We start from the raw sequence: 25,209 nt of genomic DNA on the forward strand, positions 1-25,209 counted from the left end.
GATCGCGCCTATTCTGTAACTTCGAACCGCCCCGCACTGACGGTGAGAGTGCCGATTTGCGTGCTGACCGTGGCGTGGATCGGCGCATATACGCCGGTTTGGCCAACCGGTGCAAACGTTACCATGATTCGGCTGCGATTCTTCAAGTAATTCAAGGCCTTGCGATTCTTGCGGTAACCCGCCACCGGCTCAAAACCCATCCTGCAAGTGACGGTATCGCCCTCGTAGCCCCGCACCGATGTCGAACCCTTCGAATCGTACGTCAAAGTCAGATTGGCGCGCATCTCGCCGTCATAGAGTTTCACCGTGCGCCCGCAGACCTTGTCGAGACTATCGGCATGGATGACGGTGGCGGCCATCGGGTCGAGCACCGACGCGAGATCGTTGGCGCCCAGCGGTATCCAATTCCTGGGATTACGCTTCCTCGGCGCAGGCACGACCTTTGTCGCGGTAACAGTGCCATTGGCGAACTGGATATCGATCATCGACGTTTTCTCGCCCGACTTGTAGTCGGCACGGAACGCCTGCGGCTGCAATTGCGTGCCCGAAATGCGCCCCTTTGACGAGATCGTGCCTCGCGTGTCGTCGAAAATTGTGGCGAGGCCGGCGCTGGAGACGCTGCCGTCGATCGAATAGGTGTCGCCTTCGTAACTGCTGGAAAAGGTTGCTTTCGCCACCGAGAGGCCAAGGAACGACACCGTATACTCGCCCTTGAAGGATCGTGGCGCGGCGGCGGACGTTGACGTAGGCAGCGCAACGGCGAGCAAGACAGCAAGAGCATGAGACGAACGAAGCATGGCGGCGATCGGTCCTCGATTTTCGGCCGGAGATGGGCAATTCCGGCCTGGCATGTCCCTGTGCGACCGCTTATAGGCTGAATTCCGGCCTTTATGTGAAAGGCGCCGTCACACCGGGCGCAAGCCTGAGCTTGACGCATCGGCGAAATGCAACTATGGAACGCCAACTTTTTCCATAAGGCCGCCTGACCGAAACCGCGCGCCACCCGGCGCGGGCACAAAGGTTTGGTCAGACCGAGAACTGAAGGTTTAGAACCATGTCCCGCACCTGCGAACTCACTGCCAAGGCAGTCATGTCCGGCAACAATGTGAGCCACGCCAACAACAAGACTAAGCGTCGCTTCCTGCCGAATCTCGTCAATGTGACCCTGATCTCGGAAGCGCTTAACCAGAATGTGCGCCTGCGCATTTCGGCCAACGCACTGCGCTCGGTCGAGCATCGCGGCGGTCTCGACGCCTTCCTCGCCAAGGCCGACGCCAAGGAACTGTCGCAGCGCGCCCGTCTGTTGAAGAAGCAGATTGCCAAGAAGCTGGCCGAACAGCCGGTCGCTTAATTCTTCAGGCGACCGCCTTCCAAGGAGTGTCGTCCGAACTCGGCATGACACTTCGCTGGTTCCATTACCCAGGATAAAAAAATGATCTTTTTCTCCCGATACCTGCCCTTCGTGGCCGCTATGGCGCTTGTCGTCGTGGCGTCGAACGTCCTCGTTCAGTTCCCGATGCAAGGCGCAGTCGGCGGCCTGTCGCTGGCCGACATTTTGACCTGGGGCGCCTTCACCTACCCCTTTTCCTTCCTGGTCACCGACCTTGCCAACCGCCGCTACGGCCCGGCGGTGGCGCGCCGGATCGTCTTTGTCGGCTTCATGACCGCAGTGATCTGCTCGATCCTCGTCCCGCCCTTGCTGTTCCGCCACGGCCTGATCGAGTTCGAGACGACCGCCGAGCGGCTGGTGCGCATTGCTGCGGCTTCTGGCACCGCGTTCTTGATCGCACAATCGCTCGATGTGGCCGTGTTCAACCGGTTGCGCCGGCAGAGCTGGTGGCGGGCGCCGATCGTCGGCACGCTGGTCGGCTCGGTGTTCGATACCGCCGTGTTCTTCACCGTCGCCTTTTCAGCGGCCTTCGCCTTTGCTGGCCCGAACGATGGCTTCGCGCTCGAGACCGCGCCGCTGATGGGCGTGCTGCCGATTGAGGCCATGCGCTGGGTGTCATGGGCGCTCGGCGACCTGGCGGTGAAGCTGATCATCGCGGTGGTAGCGCTGATCCCCTACCGGCTGCTTGCCGCCCGCTGGAGCCAGCCCGCACTGGCGGTATAGACCATGATCCCGAAAAGTGGAATCCGGTTTTCGGAGAAGATCATGGTCAAACAAAGAGTTAAGCTGTGATCCCATGGGTCCAGCTCGATACCGCGAAAACGCCTGACGGCGACCACGAGCTTCGCCTGAAACGGCGCGGCACCGAATTCTCAATCATGCTCGGCTCGAACGAGCTGATGAACAGCCGCCTCAGCGGCTCCGAGGAAGCGCTGGCGAGACTGTCCTGCCAGAGGATTGCCGGCCGCAGGCAACCGAAAATCCTGATCGGCGGGCTGGGCATGGGTTTTACGCTGCGCGCGGCCCTTGCCGAGCTTGGCGCGGATGCCGGTATCGTTGTCGCCGAGCTGGTGCCCGCCGTCGTGGCGTGGGCGCGCGGCCCGATGGCCCCGGTGTTCGGCGGCTGTCTCGACGATCCGCGCGTGACGGTTCGCGAAGCGGATGTCGGACAACTCATACGGTCGGAAGCCTCTGCCTGGGATGCCATCCTGCTCGACGTCGACAACGGGCCTGAGGGGATCGTCCACAAGGCCAATGATGCTCTTTACAGCATTGCCGGGCTGAACAGCGCGAGAGCAGCGCTTAAACCCGGCGGCGTGCTGGCGGTGTGGTCGCAGGGGCCCGATAGCGGCTTTACACGCAGACTCAAGCAGGCGGGCTTCGCGGTCGAGGAAATCAAGGTCCGCGCCAACGGCAAACGCGGCGCGCGCCACGTCATCTGGATCGCGACCAACGGACCCCGGCCCGCAGCAGCCAGCACGAAGCTGTAGACCTATATTCGGCCGTTCCCGCCGACTGCCTTCAATCCTCGTGCAGAACAAATTCCAGGTAAAGATTGCGCTGCAGGATCGAGTGGTTGTCGTCCGAGATCAGCGACACCATCAGCGCGCCGTCATCGCGGGTCCAGGCATCCAGCCCTTCCATATTGTCGATCTGGTAGCCCATATCGGCCTCCATCAGCACCGGTCCGTCGGCAACGGCGCCCTTCTCGACGCTTTCGCCATAGATACGCCTCAGCCGCATCTTGACGCCACCGGCCATCGAAAAACTGCGCTCCAGCAGCAGGAGGTCGCCATCCGGCAGGAAGGCGCCGTCGGTGATGTCGAAATCGCCGTTGCGCTTGACGGTGAAGACGCCCTTGTGCGGCCCATCGATGATGGCGGCATAGATGTTGCCTGATTTGTCGAGGCTCTTTTCCGACACCACGACCAACCCGCCCTGATGCTGGCCGTTTGGATTGGCATGGGTGACGGTCTCGAAGCCACGATTCAGGCGAAGCTCCCGGGCCGGAACCAGGAAATCCAACTGCTTGAACGGCGCTTTCATATTGTCCGGATCGATGCTGAATTGGGCGACACGCTGCTGGCGCTCGAAGCCGACTGTGGCGATGCCGCCCTTGACCGCGAGGCCTTCGGCGTCGACCTCCCACTTCTCGTCGATCGGCTGGCCTGATCCATCGACCATCGGCTGCATGCGGAAATTCTGAATGCCGGCGGGGCGCTTGTCGGCATCGTGGATAACGGTGCCGAAGAACCAGAAGCCGGTGTCGGCGACGCCGATGAAATCACTGCCGGGCTTGAGAAAGCGAAACGCCGACAGCCCGCCCAAATCGCGTGACGGCGAGGTCATCTCCAGTCCGCCGACGAATTCGAGCGGGCCGAACCGTTCTTCGTCGCGGCCGATATGAAACCGGGTTATCGGCCGTACCGAGACTTCGATCGGCTCGACCAAAACCGGGCTGGCGACGATGGCCGGCGACAAGGCGATGCCGGCAACAAACAGCGCTGCGGCGGCGAAAAGCGTCTGCCGAAAGCCGCCCCGCGAAAAACTCATCCGGCGCGCCGCATGCTGCCGCGTCGTGTGTCCCGCGCGCTTTCCTCGCCGAACAGCGAAGCGAGCTGCTCGGTCATGGCGCCGGCCAGTTCCTCGGCATCGACGATGGTGACGGCGCGGCGATAGTAGCGGGTAACGTCGTGGCCGATACCGATGGCCAGAAGCTCGACCGGCGAGCGCGTCTCGATCAGTTCGATGACGGCGCGAAGATGCCGTTCGAGATAGTTGCCCGGATTGACCGACAGTGTCGAATCGTCGACCGGCGCGCCGTCCGAGATCATCATCAGGATCTTGCGCTGCTCCGGCCGGGCGATCAGGCGGTTATGCGCCCACAGCAGCGCCTCGCCGTCGATGTTTTCCTTGAGCAGGCCCTCGCGCATCATCAGGCCGAGATTGCGGCGCGCCCGCCGCCACGGATGGTCGGCGGATTTGTAGATGATGTGGCGCAGATCGTTGAGCCGCCCGGGATTCGGCGGCTTGCCTTCCTTCAGCCATTTCTCGCGTGCCTGCCCGCCCTTCCAGGCGCGGGTGGTGAAGCCGAGGATCTCGACCGAGACGCCGCAGCGCTCCAGCGTGCGCGCCAGGATGTCGGCGCAGGTGGCGGCGACCGTGATCGGCCGGCCGCGCATCGAGCCCGAATTGTCGAGCACCAGCGTCACCACCGTGTCGCGGAATTTGGTGTCGCGTTCCTGCTTGAAGGACAGCGGTTGCATCGGGTCGATGACGACGCGCACCAGCCGCGCCGGATCGAGATAACCCTCTTCGAGATCGAAATCCCAGGAGCGGTTCTGCTGCGCCATCAGGCGGCGCTGCAGCCGGTTGGCCAGCCGGCCGACGACGCCGGACAGGTTGGCAAGCTGCTTGTCGAGGAAGGCGCGCAGCCGATCCAGCTCCTCCTCCTCGCACAGATCCTCCGCGCCCACCGTCTCGTCGAAGGCGGTTGTGAAGACCTTGTAGTCGATCTCCTTCGACAGATTGGCGAAGGGATCGTCGTTGCGGCGCGCTTCGCCGGGCGTCTCGGCATCGGCATCGTCATCGTCGGACAGGTCGTCGGCGGTGGCATCTGACGCCTCCGTCTCGGCCGATTGCTCGTCGTCGGACGATGCCTCGGCGTCGTCGGACTGCGACTGCTCGGAGCCGGAATCCTCTTCGCCGCCTTCCTCGCTCTGCTCCTCGCCTTGCGGCTGGTTGTCGTCATCGTCCTCCGAGTCTTCTGTCTCCTGGTCGTCGCCGAGTTCCTCGGCCATTTCCATGGAAGCCAGCATCTCACGCACGACACGCGCGAAGGCCTGCTGGTCGTCGAGCTTTGCCGACAGCCCGTCGAGATCTGCGCCGGCTTTCTCCTCGACCCAGGGGCGCCAGAGGTCGACCAGCCGCTCGCCGCTCTTCGGCACGGCGCGGCCGGTCAGCTTTTCGCGCACCATCAAGGCCAGCGCCTCCTCGATCGGCGCGTCGGCCTTGTCCTTGACGTCGACGAGGTTCGCCTTGGCGTATTTGTCCTCGAGCATCGAGCCGATGTTGTCGGCCACACCTTGCATGGCGCGAGAACCGATCGCCTCGACGCGGGCCTGCTCGACCGCATCGTAAACGGCGCGGGCCTGCTTGCCCTCCGGCGCCAGTCTAGTGTGGATGCGCGCGTCGTGGCAGGCGCGCTTCAGCGCCATGGAATCGCCGAGGCCGCGGGTGATGGCGATGTCGGCCTTCGACGCTTTCTTCGGCAGTTCGGGCAGCCGGGCGCGGCTGCCCGCGAGCGCCGGCCGATCCTTGGCGAAACCGACTTCGAGATCCTTGTCGCCGGCAATCGCGCGCATGCAGACGGTGACGGCGCGTTTGAAGCTGTCGGCTTCAGAACCCGTCTTCGACTTGTTGCGCGTGTTGTCGCCCGGACCCGCCATCGATCATTCCTTGGAGCACGATCTTGCCCGAAAATCCGTGCGACTTTTCAGAACCACGCTTAGCCCAGCACCACATTGGCGGCTGATTCGGGCAGATCTTCACCGAAGGCGCGCTGGTAGAACTCGGCCACGAGCGAGCGTTCCAGTTCGTCGCACTTGTTGAGGAAGGTCAGCCGGAACGCCATGCCGATGTCGCCGAATATCTCGGCATTCTCGGCCCAGGTGATGACCGTGCGCGGGCTCATGACGGTCGAAAGGTCGCCGTTGATGAAGGCCGAACGCGTCATGTCGGCGACGCGCACCATCTTGTTGACGATCTCCTTGCCCTTGCCGTCGCGATAGTGCTTGGCCTTGGCCAGCACGATGTTCACCTCATTGTCGTGCGGCAGATAGTTCAGCGTGGTGACGATCGACCAGCGGTCCATCTGCGCCTGGTTGATCTGCTGGGTGCCGTGATAGAGGCCGGTGGTATCGCCGAGGCCGACCGTGTTGGCGGTGGAAAACAGCCGGAACGCCGGATGCGGGCGGATGACCCGGCTCTGGTCGAGCAGCGTCAGCCGGCCCGACGATTCGAGCACGCGCTGGATGACGAACATGACGTCCGGGCGGCCGGCATCGTACTCGTCAAAGCACAGCGCGACATTGTGCTGGTAGGCCCAGGGCAGGATGCCGTCGCGGAATTCGGTGATCTGCAGCCCTTCCTTGACGACGATCGCGTCCTTGCCGACGAGATCGATGCGGCTGACATGGCTGTCGAGGTTGACGCGCACCATAGGCCAGTTGAGGCGGGCGGCGACCTGCTCGATATGCGTCGACTTGCCGGTGCCGTGATAGCCCGACACCATGACGCGGCGGTTGTAGGCGAAACCGGCGAGGATCGCCATCGTCGTGTTCTTGTCGAACAGATAGTCCGGATCGATGTCGGGCACATGCTCGCTCGTCACCGAATAGGCCGGCACCACCATCTTGGACTCGAAGCCGAATTTCTCCTTCACCGACACGGTGGTGTCGGGCAGGTTGGCGATGTCGCGATCGACCTTGTTCATCTCTATCAACGTCTCCACGGGCGAAACGCCTGATTTCGCCGGCAATCGATTTTGTCCGGGGGCGGTCTTAGAGCCTTTTCCAACCTTATGAAAGTTGGAAAACGACACGGACCGTAAGGTCGCTCAGCACAATCCTGCCTGCTTGAGCACGCGATAGGCATGAAGCACATCGCGGAACCGGTCTTCCGAACCTCTGTCGCCGCCATTCGCATCCGGATGGTGGCGTTTCACCAGTTCCTTATAGCGCGCCTTGATATCCTTGCCAGTCGCCTTTGTATCAAGACCAAGCGTTTCCAGCGCCTTGGCCTCAAGCGGCTTGGCCTTGCGCGCATGCGCCGCGCGCGGATCCTTCGGACCGTTGAACAGGTCGAACGGGTCACGCATGCGGTTGTAGTAGCCGGCGCGGCCGGAACGCTGCTGGGCGAAATCGGGAGAAGATCGCGTCGAGGCGCCGTTGATGCCCATCTTCCAGGTCGGCCGGTGGCCGGTCATCGCTTCCTTCTGGAAACGAGCGATCTCGGTGTCGGGAACGCCGGAAAAATAATTGAAGCCCTTGTTGTACTCGCGCACATGATCGAAGCAGAACTGGAAATACTCGCCCTCCTTCATGCGTCCGACCGGCGCACGATGGGTGCCAGCCTCCTTGCAGCCGTCCCATTGGCAGATCGGCGAGCGCGACTTCAGCTCCGCATCCTTCTCCGGCCGGATACGAATCTTCTCGAAATATTTGGGATACGGTTTCATCTCACCCATTTATGGGCTGTTCGCTGATGCGAAACAAGAATTGACATTTTCGCGATGATCGCCCTAACCGCTGAATCGCGGCATAAAGCGGGCGATTGGCGGATTTTGTCGCGGCGACGGCATTGCGCGTCCTCCTGGACGCGCAATGAGCTCCGATTTTCGGGGTCATGCGCCGGCCATATGTGGTGAAGGGAGGTGCGAATGTCCATACAGTCGACGATGGAAGGCAAGTTGAAGACGGCGTTCTCGCCGGAGCGGCTGGTTATCATCAACGAAAGCCATCTGCATGCCGGCCATCACCATCAGGACTCCGACCATCACGGCACCTATGACGGCACCGGCGAGACGCATTTCCGCGTCCGCATTGTCTCCTCGGCCTTTGCCGGCATGAGTCGCATCGACCGCCACCGCGCGGTCAACGAATTGCTGGCCGACGAGTTGAAGGCTGGTGTTCATGCGCTGGCTATCGAGCCGGCCGCACCGGACGAAAAGACCAGATGGTAGGCATCAGCCGAGCGCCGACTTCAGGAAAATCATCACCGCAGAGGTCAAGGCGTCGCCTTCGTCGCCGAAATCGCGATTGATCGACATGTGCGAATAGGCGCGACCGTCGAACAGCGTCACCTCCGTTCCGGTCGCCCGCAGGCGCTCGGCGAAGGCCCGTGAAACTGTCGCGCGACCGGATGCGCGCGAATAGGCGATGAAGGACGGCGGATGTTTGCGCCCGCCGATATGGGCGGCAGGCGACAGCGCGCGCCACTGCGCGGGGTCGGGAAAGGCCCTGGCATAGGCCCGTGTCAAGCCGCCGCTCCTCGCAAGCGCCTCCAGGTCATAGGCCTTGGTATCGCCAAGGATGAGCGCTGCGACACCGGGCAGGCCGCCGCGCAGGCCGGTCAATGCAGCGAGATGGCAGCCGGCCGAATGGCCCATCACCGCTATCCGGTTCGGATCGCCGCCGTGTTTGACGATATTGGCGCGCACGTAACGATATGCCTGCTCGACATCCTTGGCCTGGGTGGCGACATCGACCTTGGGCAGCAGCCGGTAGTCAATGGAGACGAAGCAGAAGCCGTTGTCGAGCAGGAAGGCCGGCTTGGAATCCACGTTGGTGCGATTGCCGGCCCGCCAGGCACCACCATGGATAAAAAAGACCACAGGCAGGCCGCGTGCGCCATCGCGCGAGTAGATGTCGAGCCTGGCCGGTCCGTAGTCGAAGGTTTGCGGAGACGGCGAACGCCGGCGCGATGCCGCCGAGGCGCTGGCCGGCAACAAAGCCATTGACATCAAAAGCAGGGTTCGCCGATCGATCACCGTCATCTCCAGACAGCCCAGTCGAAAGTGCACGCCGGCGCGGCGAGCGTCCAGTCAGGATTGGTAAGTCGGACCAGAACCTAAACCTCGCCAGCCGGCCTGATCCTCAGCCTTGCGATCCGGTTCTTGTCGCGCTTCATGACGACGAAGCGCTTGCCGTGAAAGGTGAAAGCCTGCTTCTCGTCCGGGATCAATTGCGTCTCGTGGATGACGAGACCGGCAATGGTGGTGGCTTCTTCGTCCGGCAGGTTCCAGCCGAGCGCCCGGTTCAGGTCGCGGATCGACACAGTGCCGTCGACGACGACGGAGCCGTCGGCTTCCTGCTTGACGCCCTGCATGTCGACATCGTGCTCGTCGGCGATCTCGCCGACGATCTCCTCGATGATGTCCTCCAGCGTCACCAGCCCCTCGACCTCGCCATACTCGTCGACGACGACGGCGAAATGCGCCTTGCGACGCAGGAAGGCGTTGAGCTGCTCCTGCAACGTCGTGGTATCGGGCACGAACCACGGTTTTGAAGCAATCTTCATCACGTCGATCTTGGAAAAGTCGTTGCCCACATCGTTCAGCGCGCGCAGCAGGTCCTTGGCGTGCAACACGCCGACGATGTTGTCGAGCGAGCCCTTCCACAAGGGCATGCGGGTGTGCGGGCTCTGCAGGATCTCGCGCACCACCGCTTCCGGCGGATTGTCGGCATTGACCGAGCGCATGTTGGTGCGGTGGACCATGACATCGGACACCTCGAGTTCGTCGAGATCGGAGAGGCGGCCGATGCGGACGGGGTCCTCGCGCACCACCTGGCCATCGCGCCGAAAATCGTCGCTCGCGCCGCGCGATTCATCATGGTTCTGCGGCTCGATGCGCAGGAGCTTGTAGCCGAAGGCCGCGAGCAGGCGCGCGCGAAAGGCGAAAGCGAGCAGGCCGAGCCCGGCAAGGACAGCAGCGACGATCCAGCCGGTCTCGTTCATCCCGGGCTGCTGCTCTGCTGACCCGGGCGGCTTTTCCGCCGATCCGGGCGGCTTTCCTGCCGACCCGGATGGTTCTCCTTCAGAAACGACAACACTTCCGACGCCGGCACATCCCTGGCGATGAAGGCCTGGCCGATGCCGTGTGTCAGGATGAAGGTCAGCGCGCCGCGCGACACCTTCTTGTCCTGGGTGATGAAGGCAAGCAGCGCCTCGGCATCAGGCAATTCGCCCGGAATGTCGGTCATGCGCCAGGGCAGCCCAACGGCGCGAAAATGCGCCTCGACGCGCGCCGCATCGTCGGGGCTTGCCAGATTGAGGCGTGACGAAAAGCGATAAGCCAGCGCCATGCCAATGGCGACCCCCTCGCCATGGACGAGACGGGCGCTGTCATAGCGGGTGGCGGCCTCCAGCGCATGGCCGAACGTGTGGCCGAGATTGAGCAGCGCGCGGTCGCCGGTCTCGAACTCGTCGCGGGCGACGACGTCGGCCTTGGCGCGACAGGCTTCGGCGATGGCCTGCGCCCGCTCCGGACCGCCGGCAAACACTTGGCCCCAGTTCTCCTCCAGCCAGGCGAAGAAGTCCGGGCGGTCGATGAGCCCATATTTGGCGAGTTCGGCGTAACCCGCCCTGAATTCCCTGATCGGCAGCGTGTCGAGCACTTCGGTGTCGGCCAGCACCAGTTTCGGCTGATGGAAGACGCCGACGAGGTTCTTGCCGCGCGCACTGTTGATGCCGGTCTTGCCGCCGACCGAGGAGTCGACCTGGGCGAGGAGCGAGGTCGGAATCTGCACGAAATTCATGCCGCGGCGTACAATGCCGGCGGCAAAGCCGGCCAGATCGCCGATGACGCCGCCGCCGAGCGCGATGACGACATCGCCGCGCTCGAGCCTTGCGGCGAGCACGCCGTCCACCACCTCCTCGAGATGCGCGAAACTCTTGGTCTTTTCCCCAGCCGGCAGCGTGATAATGGCAGGCTCGATGCCGCCCTGTTCGAGGCCGGCCTGCAACGTTTCAAGGTGTGTCGTGGCGACATTGTCGTCGGTAACCACCGCGGCACGCGTGCCGGGCAGGCGGCGCGAAATCTCGGTGCCTGCGCGGGACAGCAAGCCGGGGCCGATCAATATGTCGTAGGCACGGTCGCCAAGCCCGACTTCGACGGTGACTGTCGCATTGGCGCTCACGACCGCACCTCGCCTGTCTCGGCTGCAACGCCGAAATGCCGGCAAAGCGCGCTCACCACCTCGGCCGCAATGACCTCCTTGCGATCGTCGCGGGTCGGCACGGTGACATCAGCGGTTGCGTAGACCGGATAGCGCTCGACCATCAATCGCTCGATTACAGCGCGGGGATCGGAGCTTTTCAGGAGCGGCCGGTTCTGCTTCTTGGAAACGCGGTCCATCAGAAGGTCGATCTCGGCTTTCAGCCATACCGACACGCCATGGCCCGCAATGGCCTCCCGCGTCTGCGCACTCATGAAGGCGCCGCCGCCGGTCGACAGCACCTGCGGGCCGTGTTCCAGCACGCGCAGGATGACGCGCTGCTCCAGCGCCCGGAACTCGGTCTCGCCATAGCGTTCGAACAGGTCCGGGACGGTCATGCGCGACACGCTTTCGATCTCCTGGTCGCTGTCGATGAAAGGCAGCCCCAGCATCCCCGCCACCTTGCGGCCGATCGCCGTCTTGCCTGCGCCCATAAGGCCGACAAAGACGACGGAACGGTCACCCAGCCGGCCGAGCAGCGCGGCATGGCTTTCATCAGGAGGATTTGCTGGCAGCGCGTTCATGACACCATGATGCTTCTAATGCATGTCGCGCAAAAGTGCGCAGCGGTTTTGCGATAACGACATGCATAAAATCAAACTCAAAAGCGCGTCGCATGAATCCGTTTCAAACGCGACGCGCCCTCTTTGCCGGCGTATCGACATCAAAAGCCTGTTTGCGTCAAGCGTGACGCGCGCCGCGCGTCGCTTGAGCTTCGTCCTTGAATTGGCCGGATTGGCGTCTCATAAGGGCACAGGGTTTGGAAACGCAGAACAAGAAGACGGGCGAAAATTGATGCCGACACTGTTTCGCTTTGTCGTGACGCTCACGATTCTGGCCGGCATTGTCTATGGCGCGATGTTCGCTCTGGCGATGTTTGTCGAGCCGAGAAAGACCGAAATGAGCGTGCGCATTCCTCCGGAAAAGCTGAATCCCAAGAAATGAACAGCGCGGCCCGCATCGAAGCCTTTCTGGAAATGATGAGCGCCGAGCGGGGCGCTGCCGAAAACACGCTTTCCAGCTACCGCCGCGACCTCGAAGACGCCTCAGTCGAAATCGATGGCGGGCTGGCGGGTGCCGCCGCCGCCGATATCCGCGCCTATCTCGACGATATCGCCGCGCGCGGTTTTGCCGCCACCTCGCAGGCACGCAAACTGTCGGCGATCCGCCAGTTCTTCAAATTCCTTTATGCCGAGGGCCTGCGCAGCGACGACCCGACCGGAACCCTGGACAGTCCGAAGAAAGGCCGGCCGCTGCCGAAGACGATGAGCGAGGCCGATACCGGCCGGCTGATCGACCGTGCGGCGCAAGAGGCAGGCGACGCCGCACTGAACGACGGCGACAGACTGGCGGCGCTGCGCCTGCATGCGCTGGTCGAGGTGCTCTACGCCACCGGCCTGCGCGTTTCCGAGCTGGTCGGCCTGCCGGTGACGGTGGCGTTGCGCGACGATCGTTTCTTCATGGTGCGCGGCAAGGGCGACAAGGAACGCATGGTACCGCTGTCGGCAAAGGCGTGCATGGCGATGCGGGCCTGGCTCACTGCCCGGGCAACGGTGCCGGCTTTCGCAGACAGCCCGTTCTTGTTTCCGGCAGCAAGCGACAGCGGCTATCTCTCCAGGCAGGTCTTCGCCCGCGACCTGAAGGGCCTTGCCGCGCGAGCCGGCATCGCCTCGGCGAAAATATCGCCGCATGTGCTGCGCCATGCCTTCGCCAGCCATCTCCTGCAGAACGGCGCCGATCTCAGGGCCGTGCAGCAGTTGCTCGGCCATGCCGACATCTCGACCACCCAGATCTACACCCATGTGCTGGAGGAGCGGCTTGTGCGACTGGTCAACGATCATCATCCGCTTGCCGACTAGGCGTCATATCGCTATGTGAGGCGACGTTCCGCCGCTCGGAGCCTTTGTTTCCTAGGTTCCGCCAGTCATTGCCTTCCGACTTACCGGTCCGCTCAAGAATGTACAATTACCTCGATTTCGAAAAGCCGATCGCCGATCTCGAAGGCAAGATCCTCGAGCTGAAGAAGCTTGCCGAGAACGGTGAGGCGGTCGATGTCGGCGATGAGATCGGCCGTCTCGAGAAACGCGTCCGCGATGCGTTGCGCGACATCTATAAGGCACTGACGCCATGGCAGAAGGTGCAGGTGGCGCGCCATCCGGACAGACCGCATTGCGTCGACTATATCAAGGGTCTGTTCAGCGATTTCACACCGCTCGCCGGCGATCGCAATTTCGGCGAGGATCAGGCGATCGTCGGCGGCTTCGCCCGGTTCCGCGGTGAACCGGTGGCGATCATCGGTCAGGAAAAAGGCTCGGATACGGCGAGCCGCTTGAAGCATAATTTCGGCTCGGTACGACCGGAGGGCTACCGCAAGGCGGTGCGGCTGATGGAACTCGCCGATCGTTTCAATATCCCGTTGCTGACATTGGTCGACACGGCCGGCGCATATCCCGGCGTCAATGCAGAGGAGCGCGGTCAGGCGGAGGCCATCGCCCGTTCGACCTCTGCCTGTCTCGGCCTGAAGGTGCCGTCGATCTCGGTGGTCATCGGCGAAGGCGGCTCGGGCGGCGCCATTGCGATCGCCACCGCCAACCGCGTCTACATGCTCGAACACGCCATCTATTCGGTGATCTCGCCGGAAGGCGCTGCCTCGATCCTGTGGCGCGACACAACCCGCTCGAAGGATGCGGCGACCAACATGAAGATCACGGCTCAGGACCTGCTCGAGCTGAAGATCATCGACGCCATCGTTCCCGAGCCGCTCGGCGGCGCCCATCGTGGCCCGGAAGCGGTGATTGCCGCCACTGGCGACCTCATCGCGAAGACGATGAAGGAATTCTCCGGCGCCAACACCGATTTTCGCGAGCAGCGCCGCGAGAAATACCTGGCTATGGGCCGGAACCTTTAGGGCGAGACGATTTCGGCGGCGCAATGTGGCAAGATTGAGCACCTTCGCCACAAAATTGCCGCTGCATTCGGTTCAATCAGATTGCCGTGAGGGATAGCGCCCGGCGCTTGCGGTAAGGAATTTTCAAGGTTAACGGGTTTAGGGTGGGGCTGATGGCGCTGATGCCTGCAGTCCGAAAGAAAAAAGACATAGCCATACGCATGTTTGCCAAGCTTGCCCGCACCGGACTTCTGATTGCCGCGATAGGGGTCGCCGGCTGCACCGATTCTTCGATGAAGGATTTTTCCCCCCAGGCCAACAAGCAGCTGCCCGACAAGATCCTGGCCAACATGAAGGCCAAGGGCATGACCCGCACCTCGCCGGTGATGGCCCGCATCTTCAAGGAAGAGGGCAAGCTCGAAATCTGGAAGGCCAAGACCAACGGCCGCTACGACATCGTCGCCAGCTACGACATCTGCAAATGGTCGGGCAAGCTGGGCCCCAAATTCACCGAAGGCGACCGTCAGGCGCCGGAAGGCTTCTATACGGTCCGTCCGTCGCAGATGAATCCGCGGTCGAGCTACCACCTTGCCTTCAACATCGGCTATCCCAACGCCTACGACCGCGCCAATGGCCGCACCGGTTCCCATCTGATGGTTCATGGCGCCTGCTCGTCGTCGGGCTGCTATTCGATGACCGACGCGCAGATCGAGCAAATCTACGCCTTCGGCCGCGATGCCTTCCAGGGCGGCCAGACCGAATTCCAGATCCAGGCCTTTCCGTTCCGCATGACCGCCGCCAACATGGCGCGCTATCGCAAGGATCCGAACTACGAATTCTGGAAGATGCTGAAGGTCGGCTACGACAATTTCGAGATCACCAAAGTGCCGCCGAAGGTCGACGTCTGCGAGAGGCGCTATGTCTTCAACCAGGTCGCGGCCGACGGCGCGACCTTCGATCCGACCGGCGCCTGCCCCACGACGACACAGCCGGATTCGCTGAAGAGCGCCTTCAATGCCTACCAGAGCACCTACGAAGCGGCTTTCAACGGCGCGGTCAAGGCCAGCGTGCCGGCCCCCAAGCCGACCATCGCCGGCATCAAGGAAGCCAGCATCGTTTCCGACTGGTCCAAGCGCCGCGCCCGCGGCGAACGCGTGCCGATCGAGCCGCCGTCGCTCAACGCCGACGGCTCGCTGACGGAGACGGCGCGCATGGGCCGCATCGATTCGCCGGCGGGCCGCAAGATGGCCGCGCTCGACGCCGAGAAGGCCGCCAAGCAGAAGGCCGAGGAGCAAAGGCTTGCCGCGATAGAAGCAGCCAAGGCCGAGAAAGAGGCGGCAAGGATTCAGTCCCTGGCTGAAGAGGAAGCGGTCAGGGTCGCGGCCGAAACGCCTGTCGCCACTGCAACGATCGCGCCCGCCGAGGCCGCCCCGGTGACCGAAACGCAGGCGGCGAGCGCGGAGGCCAGCACAGCGACAAAGCTGAAGAGGAAGCTGCTCGGCATGTTTGGCGGCTGAGGCTTCTCACCTTGACCGAGCGCGCTGCTATTTACGATCTGAAGGGGCTGAACTGTCCCTTGCCGGTGCTCAAGGCGAAGAAACGGCTGGCGGGGATGCAGCCGGGCAGCCAGCTTTGGCTGGAGACCACCGACCCACTCGCCGTCATCGACATTCCCTCCTTCTGCGCCGAGAGCGGTCATCATCTAGTCGAATCCACAGCGGTTTCCGGCGGCCATCGCTTTCTGGTCGAGCGCGGCGATATCGCCTGAGTTCGGCGATCTTCCGCCAGCCTCGTGTCTCGAATTGAACTCCGAGGAAAGCCTACCGCCCGGCGATGGCCAGCGGGTTGTTCTCCAGCGCTGCGCGGTCGGGTGTGTCGATCGACGGCCGGTTGGTGAAGGCGGCAAACAGCCGGCGGACGTAATCTTCCGGCATGTCGAGCGTGATCAGCACCAGCCTTGTGCCGCGTTGGCCGTCCGGCCAGGACGGCAGCCGCGCCGGCGGATGCAGGATCTTCTGCACGCCGTGGACGACCAGCGGCCGCGCCGGGTCTTCCAGCAATTCGATGATGCCCTTCATGCGCAGCAGGCGCTCGCCATGCGCCGATCGCAGCAGGTCCAGGAACATCTCGATCGCCGAAAACGGCACCGGCCCATCATGGACGAGCGCGTGGGAGCGCACACGGGAATCGTGCCGATGGTCGTGGTCATGGTCGCCGTGGTCATGGTCACCATGGTGGTGATGGTCATGGGCGGCTTCCTCGCCCAGCCAGCGCCGCACGTCGGCGGACTTGGTGGCTGGGTTGTAGAGGCCGCAATCGAACAGCGCCGCCACATCGGTCCTCCTGTCACCGGCATCGAGCAGCTCGGCACCCGGATTGATTTGCCGCAGCCGGGTCCGCAAGGCCTCTAGATCACGCGAATCGGTGGCCAGATCGGCCTTCGTCAGCACGATGCGGTCGGCGACGGCCACCTGCTTCACCGCCTCGACATGGGCGTCGAGCGTCGCACTGCCGTTGACCGCGTCGACCAGCGTGATGACGCCGTCGAGCCGGAAGGCCTGGACCAGCGCCGGATGCCCCATGATCGACTGCAGCACCGGCGCCGGATCGGCGAGGCCGGTGGTTTCGATGACGATGCGGGCAAGCCGGGCGATGCGGCCGGTCTGCAACCGGTCGACGAGATCGGCCAGCGTGTCGACCAGTTCGCCGCGCACCGTGCAGCAGAGACAGCCGTCTGAAAGCTGGATGATGCCGTCGGAGGCTTGCTCGACCAGGAGATGGTCGATTGCGACCTCGCCGAACTCGTTGATGATGACCGCGGTGTCGGCGAGCGCCGGATCCCTGAGCAACCGGTTGAGCAGCGTCGTCTTGCCGGCGCCGAGAAAACCGGTCAGCACCGAGACAGGGATGGGAAAGCCGCTGCTCATCAGGCTAGTTCAAGGCCTTGGCGGGCTGGTTGTCCTGGGGCGCAGTGGCGGAACCGATCACTGTCGGTTCGGCACCGGGTGGCTGCGGCAGGTCGGGCCGCCAGGTCGGCAGCGGCACGTCGGAATACTCCCGGCCCGATGCATCGAGCATGGCCTTCGGCTTCGGCCCGGTGGCGCCACCAAGGCCGACAGCGACCAATGTCGGCACGTGGTCGAGCTTTTCCCGATAGGGGGATTTTGGCGCATCCTTGTCGCCGACCGGGGCGGCAGCTTCCGACTGCTCCTTAGCCGGCTTTTTCTTGCAAAGCTCGTCACGCAGATCATTGACGGACGTCGTGTCGCCATAGACAGGCAGCGCCGCGACCGTGGTCCGGCTCGACTCAGGCGCCGCGAAACCCTGGTCGAGCAATCTCGCCGTGGTCTCGGCACGTGTAATGGCCGACTGTTCGCCGAGCACCACGGCGACCAGCGTGCGGCCGTCGCGCGTTGCCGAGCCGATCATGTTGAAGCCCGAGGGGCAGACGAAGCCCGTCTTCATGCCGTCGGCACCCGGATAGCGGCCGATCAGAAGATTGTAGTTCGGGATCTGCTTCTTGCCGACGGCGAGGCCCTCGATCGAGAACCAGGGGGCATATTGCGGAAATTCCGTGCGGATCGCCATCACCAGCAAGCCGAGGTCGCGCGCCGTCGTGTACTGGTCCGGCGAAAAGAGCCCGTTCGGGTTGACGAAATGCGATCCGGTCATGCCGAGCCGGCGCGCCTCGGTGTTCATGCGTTCAGCGAAAGCGGCTTGCGAACCGCCGATGTTCTCGCCGACCGCCATGGCGACGTCGTTGGCCGATTTGACCAGCATCATCTTCAGCGCATTGTCGAGCCGCATGACGGAGCCCGGTTTGAACCCCATCTTGCTCGGCGGCTCGCCGGCGGACCGTTTCGTGACCTTGATCGGCGAATCGAGCTGAACCTCGCCGGCCGCGATTGCGCGGAACGTCACATAGGCGGTCATCAGCTTGGTCAGCGAGGCCGGATACCAGCGCTTGAAAGCCTCCTGATGCTGGAGGATCTTGCCGTTTTCCAGGTCGAACACGATCGCCGGATTGGCGAGAGCCGGTCCGGCCAGCACCGGAAGCGCCACGGCGCCCGCCAGCAATAGTCTAGGGAAATGCCTGTACCGCATCGTGAAATCCGAAATCGCCTCTTGCCGTAGTCGCCCCTGGCTCCGTAAGGTTTCGTTACGCGATCGCCAGCAAAGTGGATCCGACCCTCTGCCCGGACCATAGTTGCGGTGCTATTTAGCCTATGTGACGTCAAGATGGCAAAGTGCCTGACAATCACAATTGCAAAACAGCAGGCATAATCGCAAAACAGCAGGCCAAGACCGTCTGCTCCAACAGCGAGATGGAACCATCATGCCAATCCTGAACCGCGCCGCCGAAATGCAAGACGAGGTCGCCGGCTGGCGCCGTCATCTGCACCAGACTCCGGAGCTGAATTTCGACGTCTTCAAGACCGCCGCCTTCGTCACCGAGAAGCTGAAGGCCTTCGGCTGCGACGACGTGGTGACCGGGCTCGGCAAGACCGGCGTCGTCGGCATCATCCGCGGCCGCCAGGGTGATGGCACGACCATCGGCCTGCGCGCCGACATGGACGCGCTGCCGCTCAACGAGATCACCGGAAAGCCCTACGCCTCGACCGTTCCAGGCAAGATGCACGCCTGCGGCCATGACGGCCACACCGCGATGCTGCTCGGCGCCGCCAAATATCTGGCCGAAACGCGCAATTTTTCCGGTTCTGTCGCAGTGATCTTCCAGCCGGCCGAAGAAGGCGGCGGCGGCGGCAACGAGATGGTCAAGGACGGCATGATGGAGCGCTTCGGCATCTCCAAGGTGTTCGGCATGCACAACATGCCGGGCTTGCCTGTCGGACAGTTCGCCATCAGGCCGGGCCCGATCATGGCGGCGACCGCCGAGTTCACCATCACCGTCAAGGGCCGGGGCGGGCATGCGGCGATGCCGCACGGCACGATCGACCCGATCGTCATCACCAGCCAGCTCGTCTGCGCGCTGCAGACGATCGCCTCGCGCAGCACCGATCCGGTCGAGGCCGTCGTGGTGTCGGTGACGAAATTCCACGCCGGCGACGCCTACAACGTCATTCCCGAGAGCGCCGAGATCGCCGGCACAGTACGCACGCTGAAGAAGGAGGTTGCCAAGAAGGCGGAGGAGCGCGTGCGCGCCATCTGCGCGGGGTTGGCCGCGGCCTTCGGCGCAACGATCGAGGTCGATTACAATGCCAATTATCCCGTCACCTTCAACCACGCGGAAGAGACGGTCTTTGCCAGCGACGTCGCGGCCGATATCGCCGGCGACGCCCAGGTGCACCGCGCCATCCAGCCGGTGATGGGCGGCGAGGATTTCTCCTATATGCTGGAGGCGCGGCCGGGCGCCTTCATCTTCATCGGCAATGGCGACACCGCCGGTCTCCACAACCCTGCCTACGACTTCAACGACGAGGTCATCCCGCATGGCATGAGCTACTGGGTGAAGCTCGCGGAAACGGCGCTGGCGGTTTAGCTGTAAGCATCGGGCCGCGCGGCAACAAGCTGATTGGGTGCAGAGCGCTCCCGATCAACTTGCCGTCCGCCAAGCATCGAGCTGGGCGGCACCCCTCGTCGAAACCGATTGATTGGATGCAGAGCGCCTCTTGGCGAAACGATCCGAAGCGGTTATGTGTCGGGCCGCGTGGTCCCGTAGCTCAGTAGGATAGAGCGGCAGATTCCTAATCTGTAGGTCACAGGTTCGATTCCTGTCGGGATCACCACTCAGTCACCGTTAGGTTTGGCTATTTCGACTGGCTCGAAATTCGGTCGACGTTTCCGCGGGTTAGACTGGGCTTCCCTTAAACAGTCGGGCTCATACGCCCAGTCGGTCTCTGTAATTGCCGAGTTTTCAGGGCCCGTCTCTCTGACCCGCTTTCCGTGCCCTATTGTTTTCGCAATCGATACAGAGAGACCGGCCATGAGCATCGCCGCGGATGGAAAGCCGAACAGACTGGGGCTGTGACTAGAAGCCCAGAAGGGATCGCTGCTGGTTCCAATCAACCGGAAGATCGGCCAGCCGAGCGAGCCGCCGGGCGGTTAGACCGACAGGTTGATTGCGCGCCAGAATGTCCTCCACGATCGTGGGAGCGAGAAAGGCCAGTGGCAATGCCTTGCTGAGGGCGGCCCGATGGATACTGGTAGCTTTCGAGAGTTCAGAGATGCTGCGAGCCGAGCCATTTGTCAGCGCGAACAACATCGCGTGCGATCTCGCCAGCAGGTTGACGAGGCTCGGGTCAGGCGTCTTTTCGCGTTTTGGTTGATCTCCAATGATCAAGCGTGCCTCATTTCCACGCCTCTGAATCTGGCATGCGACGGTGATCTGGTGAGGCTCGATTGCAACCACAGGATCAAAACCAGCGCCCTCTGATCGTAAGATCAGCCTCACCAAAGCAGCAGGATTGATTACGAGCTCAATGGTCTGCGGCGAAAGCGTTATCCTCAGGATCGCGCTTTTGACGATCGATCTACGTTTTGCATCACATCCTGGCAAGTCGCTCAAGAGCCCATCCGCCTCGTTCAACCCGCTCGCGATCGCCTCCTTAGAGGCATATCGTTCGATCCACTCGGCCAACAGTGATTTGCCTTTCAGCAAAATGATCAGCTGCTGGTCGATGATTGCTTCCAGCTCGTCGGCCGGAACTCTCCAGCCACTATCGTCTTTGCGCCGAGCGACCTTCAGCCGGTTCGAGATGTAGTAGCGGTAGCGCTTGCCATGATTGTTGGCATAGGCAGGACTCAACCGATCGCCGGTCTCGTCAAAGACAAGGCCGGTGAGCAGATGCAGGTCCGCGGCATTCGACTGCGATCGCCGTCTCGGCCCTTGCTCCTTTAGCAGGGCCTGAACCGATGCAAACAATTCCGTATCTACGATCGGCTCATGAGCGCCTTCGTAGCATGTGTCTTTGTGACGAGCCTGGCCGATGTAAACTGGGTTTGAAAGCAGGTGATAGAGCCGCCCACGGCTGACCGGCGATCGAAGGGGATTGGCTGTGTCCATCGTTTGGCTTTGATTGAGCTCATCGGCCAGCGCCAGCACCGACTTCAAATCCAGATAGCGTTGGAATATCGATCGGACGGTCATCGCCCCCGCTTCATCGATCACCAGCTTTTTATCAACCGCACGGTAGCCGAGCGGAATCGTACCGCCCATCCATATGCCTTTCTTCCTCGATGCAGCGATTTTGTCCCGGATACGCTCTGCGGTCACTTCTCGCTCGAACTGAGCGAATGAGAGGAGCACGTTGAGCGTTAGCCTGCCCATCGACGTCGTGGTGTTGAACTGTTGGGTAACAGAGACAAAGGACACGCTGTGAGCATCGAAGGTCTCAACGATTTTGGAAAAGTCCATCAGCGATCGCGTGAGCCTATCGATCTTGTACACGACCACCACATCAATCCGCCTGTCGCGAATGTGCTGAAGTAGGCGTTTTAGTGCCGGCCTCTCCATCGTCCCGCCTGAGATGCCGCCATCGTCATAGAAGTCGGGAACGAGCTTCCAGCCCAGACCGACTCGCGAGGCGATGAAGGCCACGCAGGCCTCGCGCTGGGCATCTAGCGAGTTGAATTCCTGCTCAAGGCCCTCTTCGGTGGATTTGCGGGTGTAGACCGCACAGCGCAGTTTTTGCTGACTGCTCATAGCCCGAAGAACCTCGGACCGGACCAGTGCGCGCCGGTGATCTCGCGCGCGATGGCGGAGAGAGACCGATAGATCTTACCTTCGAACAAGAACCCCTCTGCGGTCACATCGACAATGTGGGTCTTGCCGTTCCAATCGCGCAGGAGGCGAGCCCCCTTCGATAGCGAGCGACGCGACTTCGAAGCCGTGCCGGCGTTCTTGCCTGCGCCGTGCATCTCATGGGACTTACCCGACGCTGGATTCGACGGTTTCGCTTGTCCATTTGTGCCTACCTCTCGCACGGCTTCAGCGAGGCGCTTCTTTGTCTCGGTCGACAAGCCTCCCAGCCTTTTTGCCTGCAGATGCCAGGCTGCTGCTCTGACCAACAATTCACGCCGCACCCCCCTCGGCGGCGGACACCCATAGGTCTTGATCCACCGGCCCGCGAGCTCATCGCGAGAGAGGTCGCCGAGCGCGGCGACCTCCTGTTGAAGCTTTGGGTCGATAGCCATGGCTTCAATCAGCCGTGGCCTTGTTGTCGAGCCGATAGCGCCGGACGCCATCCTTGCCGACTTCGCTGACAAGAGGCAGGCCAAGCTTTTTCTTCACAGTCCCGGACAGAAACCCGCGCACCGAATGAGGCTGCCAGCCTGTAGTCTCTACTAAGGCCTCAAGAGTAGCACCCTTGGCCAATCGGAGCTTCTTCAGGACGGTGTCCGTCTTCGTATCCGCAGGTTTAGGGTGTTACTTTTGGTCGCGACAGCCGCATGCGCGGCCGCCTGCTTCCGAGGGCGCTTGGGCGGGTTTGCCACCGCTTGAAGGGAGGTGTTCTCAGGCGCGCCAGCCCCTGTGCTTTCCGTTTGGTCGGTTTCGGCAATGCGCATTGCTTTTCTCCATCAATGCCGGCTTCGGACCGTCCGATGCCGGTACTGACAGGAGCCCGCGCTGGGGCGGGCTTTAGGCGAGGCGGCGGGGGTACGTCCCCCGGTCCCGACAGCAATGCTTGCCGCTCCAACGAAGTCCAGCGGAACAAGCAATAATTTTGGGACCGCTTTGCCCCTCATGCTAGCCGCAGCGCTCGACTTTGCCGCCCATAAGCAGACACAGCGTAGGGGAGGGTTGGGCCGAAGGACGAAATTTCGCTTAAAGCGATAGCACGGTCTTGATAAGCCTGGGACAATGCTCGACATGTTCAAGACCTTTAAGACGCCATAAGCCTGACGGGATGAATCCATGCCGCTTAGAGAAGCAATTGAACACCGCTATCCCCACGCGAGCGAACGGATCGCTGCTCTGCGTGAGAGTCTCATTGCCGCGTGTCAGCGCTATATTGATACCGGTCTTGGTGATCGGGATGCCGAGCGACGGCTGTGTTCGATAGACAACTCGATATATTGGCAACAACTGGCCGAAGTTCTCGTTGCGCACCAGCTTGAACTGGCAGGGGTGCGCTTCTTCCATCCCGCTGAAGGTCCCGACTTTTGCGTCGAGCACGAGGGACGGCGCATATGGATCGAGGTCATCACGCCAACGCCTGCCAATGTACCCGAAGCGTGGTTGGCCCCGCCGGGCGGCGATGTGAGAGATTTCCCTCACGAAGCCATTCTCCTACGTTGGACCGCAGCCATCAAAGAGAAAGCAGAAAAGCTTCTGGGGAACGACCGCGGCCAGCAGGGCTATCTAGCGAGTGGCGTCGTGGCGGCGGATGACGCATATGTCATCGCTATTAGTCCCCGCCTACTGCGAGGATATGAAGGCGCGTTCGATTGTATCGATGGGATCAGCCAATTCCCGTTTGCAGTGGAAGCAACATTTGCTATCGGTCCGTTGCAGGTGCGGTTTAATCGCGAGACGTTGGAAGCCAGCGTACCCGAGCGTCAGCGGCGCATGCTAATACCTAAACCCAAAGGTGAGGCGGTTCCGGCGGACACTTTCCTCGACCATCGGTTCACTCCAGTCAGCGCAATTTGGGCGATTGATGCCGACGAAGGAACGTTGCTCGGGAAAGTTCCGCCATCGGCGATCGTCCACAATCCATTGGCGACTAATCCTGTGCCGACCGGACTACTGCCAGCCCAGGATGAATATGTGGCCCGCATCCTGGATGAGGACAATTATCAGCTTGAGCGGATCGACTGCCGATTGCCTCCTGTTGAAGAAATGGCTGCGACAGTCGAACGGTAGCGTGCGCATTCGCCTCCCTATTATTCGACGTGACCTTAACTGATATGATGTCGCATCGAATTGCCTCGGTGTGAGTCGCGTGACGCTGTTTGATACAGGGATTCTTCCCTTTGAATTGGTCTTTCACGTTCTTTGCGGCCGTATGAAAAAAAGTGGCGTTCCTATTGGGATGGCCGTACCCAGCCTTCAGCTAGCTTCACTTTTCCGGCACAATGCTCCTAACGAACAAAGCCATGGGCGCACTTGCTAGGTGATGCTCGGAGCTAGAGCGTTTCAGGTTTTGACGGAAGCATATCCTGCGTTGTTGAAATAGTTGGCGCATTCGTCTGGTTTGAACTGATCGATGAGGTGTCCGATGGCACGCCATGTGTCTTGGGCATTGGTCTTCTGAGCCATCCGCATCCAGTGCTTGATCTTGGCGAAGGCCTGCTCGATCGGGTTGAGATCAGGCGAGTATTTGGGCAGGAACCACAGCCGTGCGTTGACCGCCCTGAGCATAGAACGGATGACCTTGGCTTTGTGGCTGCCGAGGTTGTCGAGGATGACGATGTCGCCGGGCCGCAGCACTGGGATCAAGACCTGTTCGACATAGGCGCGGAAGCACTGGCCATTGATCGGGCCATCGAAGACGCATGGCGCGGTGAGCCGATCGAGGCGCAGGGCGCCGAGAAAGGTGAGCGTCTTCCAGCGGCCATGCGGGGCAAAGCCGATCAGGCGTTTGCCCTTGGCTCCCCAGCCGCGCAACGGCGCCATGTTCGTTCTGATCCAGGTCTCGTCGATGAAGACGAGGCGCTTTGGATCCAGCCGCTGTTGCCACACTTTCCAGCGCTCGCGACGTCGTGCGATGTCGGCCCTGCCGCGCTCAAGGGCGAACAGTGTTTTTTTTGAACCGCAGGCCTTCACGGCGCAGGAACTCCCACACCGCCGTATGAGAAACCGCCACGCCGCGCTCGGCCAGCTCCGCCTTCAGACGATGCAGCGACAGATGCGATGTCTGATTGATCCGCTCCACGATGAAGGCGCGGTGTGGCTCCAGAACGCGCTTGCGATGACCACCCATCTTGCCAGGCGCGACGCTGCCGGTCGCTCGATAGCGTTGCGACCACTTCACCACAGAGGAAACCGCAACACCGAACCGATCGGCTACCGCACGGCAACTGTCGCCCGATCGAACGGCCGAAACAACACGCTCACGAAGATCATTGGAATAGGCTCGTGTCATGCATGCTGGCCTCCTATCCAGCATGCAGTTTGAATCACAATCCAACCCTTGTGGGAATCTGGAGGCTTCTGTGAGGTCCGCATGCTCAACGGAGCACACCCGCTAGTC

General features: G+C 62.1%; 25 protein-coding genes, 1 tRNA gene and 1 pseudogene. 12 read left to right on the forward strand and 15 right to left on the reverse strand.

Annotated features, from left to right (window positions below; all coding sequences use genetic code 11):
- Positions 1-8: 8 nt before the first annotated feature.
- Positions 9-797: a DUF3108 domain-containing protein gene (locus tag E5X88_RS23225; protein ID WP_292165469.1), complete on the reverse strand. Its 789-nt coding sequence runs from the start codon at positions 795-797 to the stop codon at positions 9-11.
- Positions 798-1,054: 257 nt separating this feature from the next.
- Between E5X88_RS23225 and rpmB the strand changes: the two genes are divergently transcribed.
- The 3 genes from rpmB to E5X88_RS23240 all read left to right on the forward strand — a co-directional run bounded on the left by rpmB (position 1,055) and on the right by E5X88_RS23240 (position 2,880).
- The gene (gene rpmB / locus E5X88_RS23230) at positions 1,055-1,351 is read left to right on the forward strand and encodes a 50S ribosomal protein L28 (protein ID WP_292165471.1); all 297 of its coding nucleotides are present in this window, start codon (positions 1,055-1,057) and stop codon (positions 1,349-1,351) included.
- Between the two features lie 81 nt (positions 1,352-1,432).
- A complete protein-coding gene (locus E5X88_RS23235; RefSeq protein ID WP_292165473.1) occupies positions 1,433-2,113 on the forward strand; it encodes a queuosine precursor transporter in 681 nt (226 codons plus the stop codon).
- A gap of 65 nt (positions 2,114-2,178) precedes the next feature.
- Positions 2,179-2,880, forward strand: a complete 702-nt coding sequence (locus E5X88_RS23240; RefSeq protein WP_292165474.1) for a hypothetical protein — start codon at positions 2,179-2,181, stop codon at positions 2,878-2,880.
- Positions 2,881-2,911: 31 nt separating this feature from the next.
- Here the strand turns inward: E5X88_RS23240 and E5X88_RS23245 are convergent, their stop codons facing one another.
- The 4 genes from E5X88_RS23245 to E5X88_RS23260 form a co-directional block, all read right to left on the reverse strand.
- Positions 2,912-3,943 (reverse strand): esterase-like activity of phytase family protein, encoded by a 1,032-nt coding sequence (locus E5X88_RS23245; protein WP_292165475.1) that lies wholly within the window; start codon positions 3,941-3,943, stop codon positions 2,912-2,914.
- Positions 3,940-5,838: a cobaltochelatase subunit CobT gene (gene cobT, locus E5X88_RS23250; protein WP_292165476.1), complete on the reverse strand. Its 1,899-nt coding sequence runs from the start codon at positions 5,836-5,838 to the stop codon at positions 3,940-3,942. The genes E5X88_RS23245 and cobT overlap by 4 nt, the downstream gene beginning before the upstream one ends.
- A 59-nt stretch (positions 5,839-5,897) precedes the next feature.
- The gene (gene cobS / locus E5X88_RS23255; RefSeq protein ID WP_292165477.1) at positions 5,898-6,884 is read right to left on the reverse strand and encodes a cobaltochelatase subunit CobS; all 987 of its coding nucleotides are present in this window, start codon (positions 6,882-6,884) and stop codon (positions 5,898-5,900) included.
- A 123-nt stretch (positions 6,885-7,007) separates the two neighbouring features.
- Positions 7,008-7,637 carry a J domain-containing protein gene (locus E5X88_RS23260; RefSeq protein WP_145720135.1) on the reverse strand — a complete coding sequence of 210 codons (630 nt, stop codon included), beginning with the start codon at positions 7,635-7,637 and terminating at the stop codon, positions 7,008-7,010.
- A 192-nt stretch (positions 7,638-7,829) separates the two neighbouring features.
- On the opposite strand from E5X88_RS23260, the gene E5X88_RS23265 reads away from it, so the two are divergent.
- Entirely contained in the window at positions 7,830-8,132 is a 303-nt protein-coding gene (locus E5X88_RS23265) for a BolA family transcriptional regulator (protein ID WP_292165480.1), read from the forward strand.
- A 3-nt stretch (positions 8,133-8,135) separates the two neighbouring features.
- On the opposite strand, the gene E5X88_RS23270 is transcribed toward E5X88_RS23265, so the two are convergent.
- The 4 genes from E5X88_RS23270 to E5X88_RS23285 all read right to left on the reverse strand — a co-directional run bounded on the left by E5X88_RS23270 (position 8,136) and on the right by E5X88_RS23285 (position 11,690).
- Positions 8,136-8,939, reverse strand: coding sequence for an alpha/beta hydrolase (locus E5X88_RS23270; RefSeq protein WP_292165482.1), 804 nt, complete (start codon positions 8,937-8,939; stop codon positions 8,136-8,138).
- 80 nt (positions 8,940-9,019) lie between these two features.
- Positions 9,020-9,907 (reverse strand): transporter associated domain-containing protein, encoded by an 888-nt coding sequence (locus E5X88_RS23275; RefSeq protein ID WP_292165483.1) that lies wholly within the window; start codon positions 9,905-9,907, stop codon positions 9,020-9,022.
- Entirely contained in the window at positions 9,904-11,088 is a 1,185-nt protein-coding gene (gene aroB / locus E5X88_RS23280; protein ID WP_292165484.1) for a 3-dehydroquinate synthase, read from the reverse strand. The genes E5X88_RS23275 and aroB overlap by 4 nt, the downstream gene beginning before the upstream one ends.
- Complete coding sequence (locus tag E5X88_RS23285; protein ID WP_292165486.1) at positions 11,085-11,690, reverse strand: shikimate kinase; 606 nt, start codon at positions 11,688-11,690, stop codon at positions 11,085-11,087. Before E5X88_RS23285 ends, aroB begins: the two co-directional genes overlap by 4 nt.
- Positions 11,691-11,961: 271 nt before the next feature.
- Here E5X88_RS23285 and E5X88_RS23290 point away from each other — a divergent pair, with 271 nt between their 5' ends.
- From E5X88_RS23290 to E5X88_RS23310, 5 genes are all read left to right on the forward strand, one after another.
- Positions 11,962-12,111 carry a histidine kinase gene (locus E5X88_RS23290; protein ID WP_292165526.1) on the forward strand — a complete coding sequence of 50 codons (150 nt, stop codon included), beginning with the start codon at positions 11,962-11,964 and terminating at the stop codon, positions 12,109-12,111.
- On the forward strand, positions 12,108-13,025 hold the full coding sequence (locus tag E5X88_RS23295; RefSeq protein ID WP_292165488.1) for a site-specific tyrosine recombinase XerD: 918 nt from the start codon (positions 12,108-12,110) through the stop codon (positions 13,023-13,025). The genes E5X88_RS23290 and E5X88_RS23295 overlap by 4 nt, the downstream gene beginning before the upstream one ends.
- 98 nt (positions 13,026-13,123) lie before the next feature.
- The gene (locus tag E5X88_RS23300) at positions 13,124-14,074 is read left to right on the forward strand and encodes an acetyl-CoA carboxylase carboxyltransferase subunit alpha (RefSeq protein WP_292165491.1); all 951 of its coding nucleotides are present in this window, start codon (positions 13,124-13,126) and stop codon (positions 14,072-14,074) included.
- Positions 14,075-14,274: 200 nt separating this feature from the next.
- The gene (locus E5X88_RS23305; RefSeq protein WP_292165528.1) at positions 14,275-15,570 is read left to right on the forward strand and encodes a murein L,D-transpeptidase family protein; all 1,296 of its coding nucleotides are present in this window, start codon (positions 14,275-14,277) and stop codon (positions 15,568-15,570) included.
- An 11-nt stretch (positions 15,571-15,581) separates the two neighbouring features.
- Positions 15,582-15,821, forward strand: a complete 240-nt coding sequence (locus E5X88_RS23310) for a sulfurtransferase TusA family protein (protein ID WP_292165493.1) — start codon at positions 15,582-15,584, stop codon at positions 15,819-15,821.
- 52 nt (positions 15,822-15,873) lie between these two features.
- Here the strand turns inward: E5X88_RS23310 and E5X88_RS23315 are convergent, their stop codons facing one another.
- Both E5X88_RS23315 and E5X88_RS23320 read right to left on the reverse strand, forming a co-directional pair.
- Positions 15,874-16,980 carry a GTP-binding protein gene (locus E5X88_RS23315; RefSeq protein ID WP_292165495.1) on the reverse strand — a complete coding sequence of 369 codons (1,107 nt, stop codon included), beginning with the start codon at positions 16,978-16,980 and terminating at the stop codon, positions 15,874-15,876.
- A gap of 4 nt (positions 16,981-16,984) precedes the next feature.
- Positions 16,985-18,157, reverse strand: coding sequence for a D-alanyl-D-alanine carboxypeptidase family protein (locus tag E5X88_RS23320; RefSeq protein ID WP_292165498.1), 1,173 nt, complete (start codon positions 18,155-18,157; stop codon positions 16,985-16,987).
- 232 nt (positions 18,158-18,389) lie between these two features.
- Between E5X88_RS23320 and E5X88_RS23325 the strand changes: the two genes are divergently transcribed.
- Positions 18,390-19,553 (forward strand): M20 aminoacylase family protein, encoded by a 1,164-nt coding sequence (locus E5X88_RS23325; RefSeq protein WP_292165500.1) that lies wholly within the window; start codon positions 18,390-18,392, stop codon positions 19,551-19,553.
- 170 nt (positions 19,554-19,723) lie between these two features.
- Positions 19,724-19,800: transfer RNA gene (locus tag E5X88_RS23330), tRNA-Arg, on the forward strand.
- 242 nt (positions 19,801-20,042) lie between these two features.
- On the opposite strand, the gene E5X88_RS23335 is transcribed toward E5X88_RS23330, so the two are convergent.
- The 3 genes and pseudogenes from E5X88_RS23335 to E5X88_RS23345 all read right to left on the reverse strand — a co-directional run.
- A complete protein-coding gene (locus E5X88_RS23335) occupies positions 20,043-21,716 on the reverse strand; it encodes a recombinase family protein (RefSeq protein ID WP_292165502.1) in 1,674 nt (557 codons plus the stop codon).
- Positions 21,713-22,207: a DUF2924 domain-containing protein gene (locus E5X88_RS23340; protein WP_292165504.1), complete on the reverse strand. Its 495-nt coding sequence runs from the start codon at positions 22,205-22,207 to the stop codon at positions 21,713-21,715. The genes E5X88_RS23335 and E5X88_RS23340 overlap by 4 nt, the downstream gene beginning before the upstream one ends.
- A gap of 4 nt (positions 22,208-22,211) precedes the next feature.
- Positions 22,212-22,415, reverse strand: a pseudogene (locus E5X88_RS23345) (DUF3489 domain-containing protein); the annotation flags it as partial.
- 513 nt (positions 22,416-22,928) lie between these two features.
- On the opposite strand from E5X88_RS23345, the gene E5X88_RS23350 reads away from it, so the two are divergent.
- Positions 22,929-23,879: a hypothetical protein gene (locus E5X88_RS23350; protein WP_292165506.1), complete on the forward strand. Its 951-nt coding sequence runs from the start codon at positions 22,929-22,931 to the stop codon at positions 23,877-23,879.
- A 273-nt stretch (positions 23,880-24,152) separates the two neighbouring features.
- On the opposite strand, the gene E5X88_RS23355 is transcribed toward E5X88_RS23350, so the two are convergent.
- Positions 24,153-25,101 (reverse strand): IS630 family transposase gene (locus tag E5X88_RS23355; RefSeq protein WP_292165508.1). Its coding sequence is split into 2 segments (ribosomal slippage): positions 24,153-24,764 and positions 24,766-25,101, totalling 948 coding nucleotides; the frame shifts between segments, so codons are not numbered across the junction.
- Between the last annotated feature and the right edge of the window lie 108 nt (positions 25,102-25,209).

Origin of the sequence: Mesorhizobium sp., assembly GCF_004962245.1 — a bacterium.
Taxonomy (GTDB): domain Bacteria; phylum Pseudomonadota; class Alphaproteobacteria; order Rhizobiales; family Rhizobiaceae; genus Mesorhizobium.

Excerpts from the sequence above, each read along its gene's own strand:
- E5X88_RS23290 (WP_292165526.1), top strand. The coding sequence starts at position 11,962 with ATGCCGACACTGTTTCGCTTTGTCGTGACGCTCACGATTCTGGCCGGC.
- E5X88_RS23245 (WP_292165475.1), bottom strand. The coding sequence starts at position 3,943 with ATGAGTTTTTCGCGGGGCGGCTTTCGGCAGACGCTTTTCGCCGCCGCA.
- E5X88_RS23275 (WP_292165483.1), bottom strand. The coding sequence starts at position 9,907 with ATGAACGAGACCGGCTGGATCGTCGCTGCTGTCCTTGCCGGGCTCGGC.
- E5X88_RS23350 (WP_292165506.1), top strand. The coding sequence starts at position 22,929 with ATGCCGCTTAGAGAAGCAATTGAACACCGCTATCCCCACGCGAGCGAA.
- E5X88_RS23315 (WP_292165495.1), bottom strand. The coding sequence starts at position 16,980 with ATGAGCAGCGGCTTTCCCATCCCTGTCTCGGTGCTGACCGGTTTTCTC.
- E5X88_RS23265 (WP_292165480.1), top strand. The coding sequence starts at position 7,830 with ATGTCCATACAGTCGACGATGGAAGGCAAGTTGAAGACGGCGTTCTCG.
- E5X88_RS23340 (WP_292165504.1), bottom strand. The coding sequence starts at position 22,207 with ATGGCTATCGACCCAAAGCTTCAACAGGAGGTCGCCGCGCTCGGCGAC.
- E5X88_RS23300 (WP_292165491.1), top strand. The coding sequence starts at position 13,124 with ATGTACAATTACCTCGATTTCGAAAAGCCGATCGCCGATCTCGAAGGC.
- E5X88_RS23320 (WP_292165498.1), bottom strand. The coding sequence starts at position 18,157 with ATGCGGTACAGGCATTTCCCTAGACTATTGCTGGCGGGCGCCGTGGCG.
- E5X88_RS23260 (WP_145720135.1), bottom strand. The coding sequence starts at position 7,637 with ATGGGTGAGATGAAACCGTATCCCAAATATTTCGAGAAGATTCGTATC.
- E5X88_RS23295 (WP_292165488.1), top strand. The coding sequence starts at position 12,108 with ATGAACAGCGCGGCCCGCATCGAAGCCTTTCTGGAAATGATGAGCGCC.
- cobS (WP_292165477.1), bottom strand. The coding sequence starts at position 6,884 with ATGAACAAGGTCGATCGCGACATCGCCAACCTGCCCGACACCACCGTG.
- E5X88_RS23235 (WP_292165473.1), top strand. The coding sequence starts at position 1,433 with ATGATCTTTTTCTCCCGATACCTGCCCTTCGTGGCCGCTATGGCGCTT.
- E5X88_RS23335 (WP_292165502.1), bottom strand. The coding sequence starts at position 21,716 with ATGAGCAGTCAGCAAAAACTGCGCTGTGCGGTCTACACCCGCAAATCC.
- E5X88_RS23325 (WP_292165500.1), top strand. The coding sequence starts at position 18,390 with ATGCCAATCCTGAACCGCGCCGCCGAAATGCAAGACGAGGTCGCCGGC.
- E5X88_RS23225 (WP_292165469.1), bottom strand. The coding sequence starts at position 797 with ATGCTTCGTTCGTCTCATGCTCTTGCTGTCTTGCTCGCCGTTGCGCTG.
- rpmB (WP_292165471.1), top strand. The coding sequence starts at position 1,055 with ATGTCCCGCACCTGCGAACTCACTGCCAAGGCAGTCATGTCCGGCAAC.
- cobT (WP_292165476.1), bottom strand. The coding sequence starts at position 5,838 with ATGGCGGGTCCGGGCGACAACACGCGCAACAAGTCGAAGACGGGTTCT.
- E5X88_RS23285 (WP_292165486.1), bottom strand. The coding sequence starts at position 11,690 with ATGAACGCGCTGCCAGCAAATCCTCCTGATGAAAGCCATGCCGCGCTG.
- E5X88_RS23305 (WP_292165528.1), top strand. The coding sequence starts at position 14,275 with ATGTTTGCCAAGCTTGCCCGCACCGGACTTCTGATTGCCGCGATAGGG.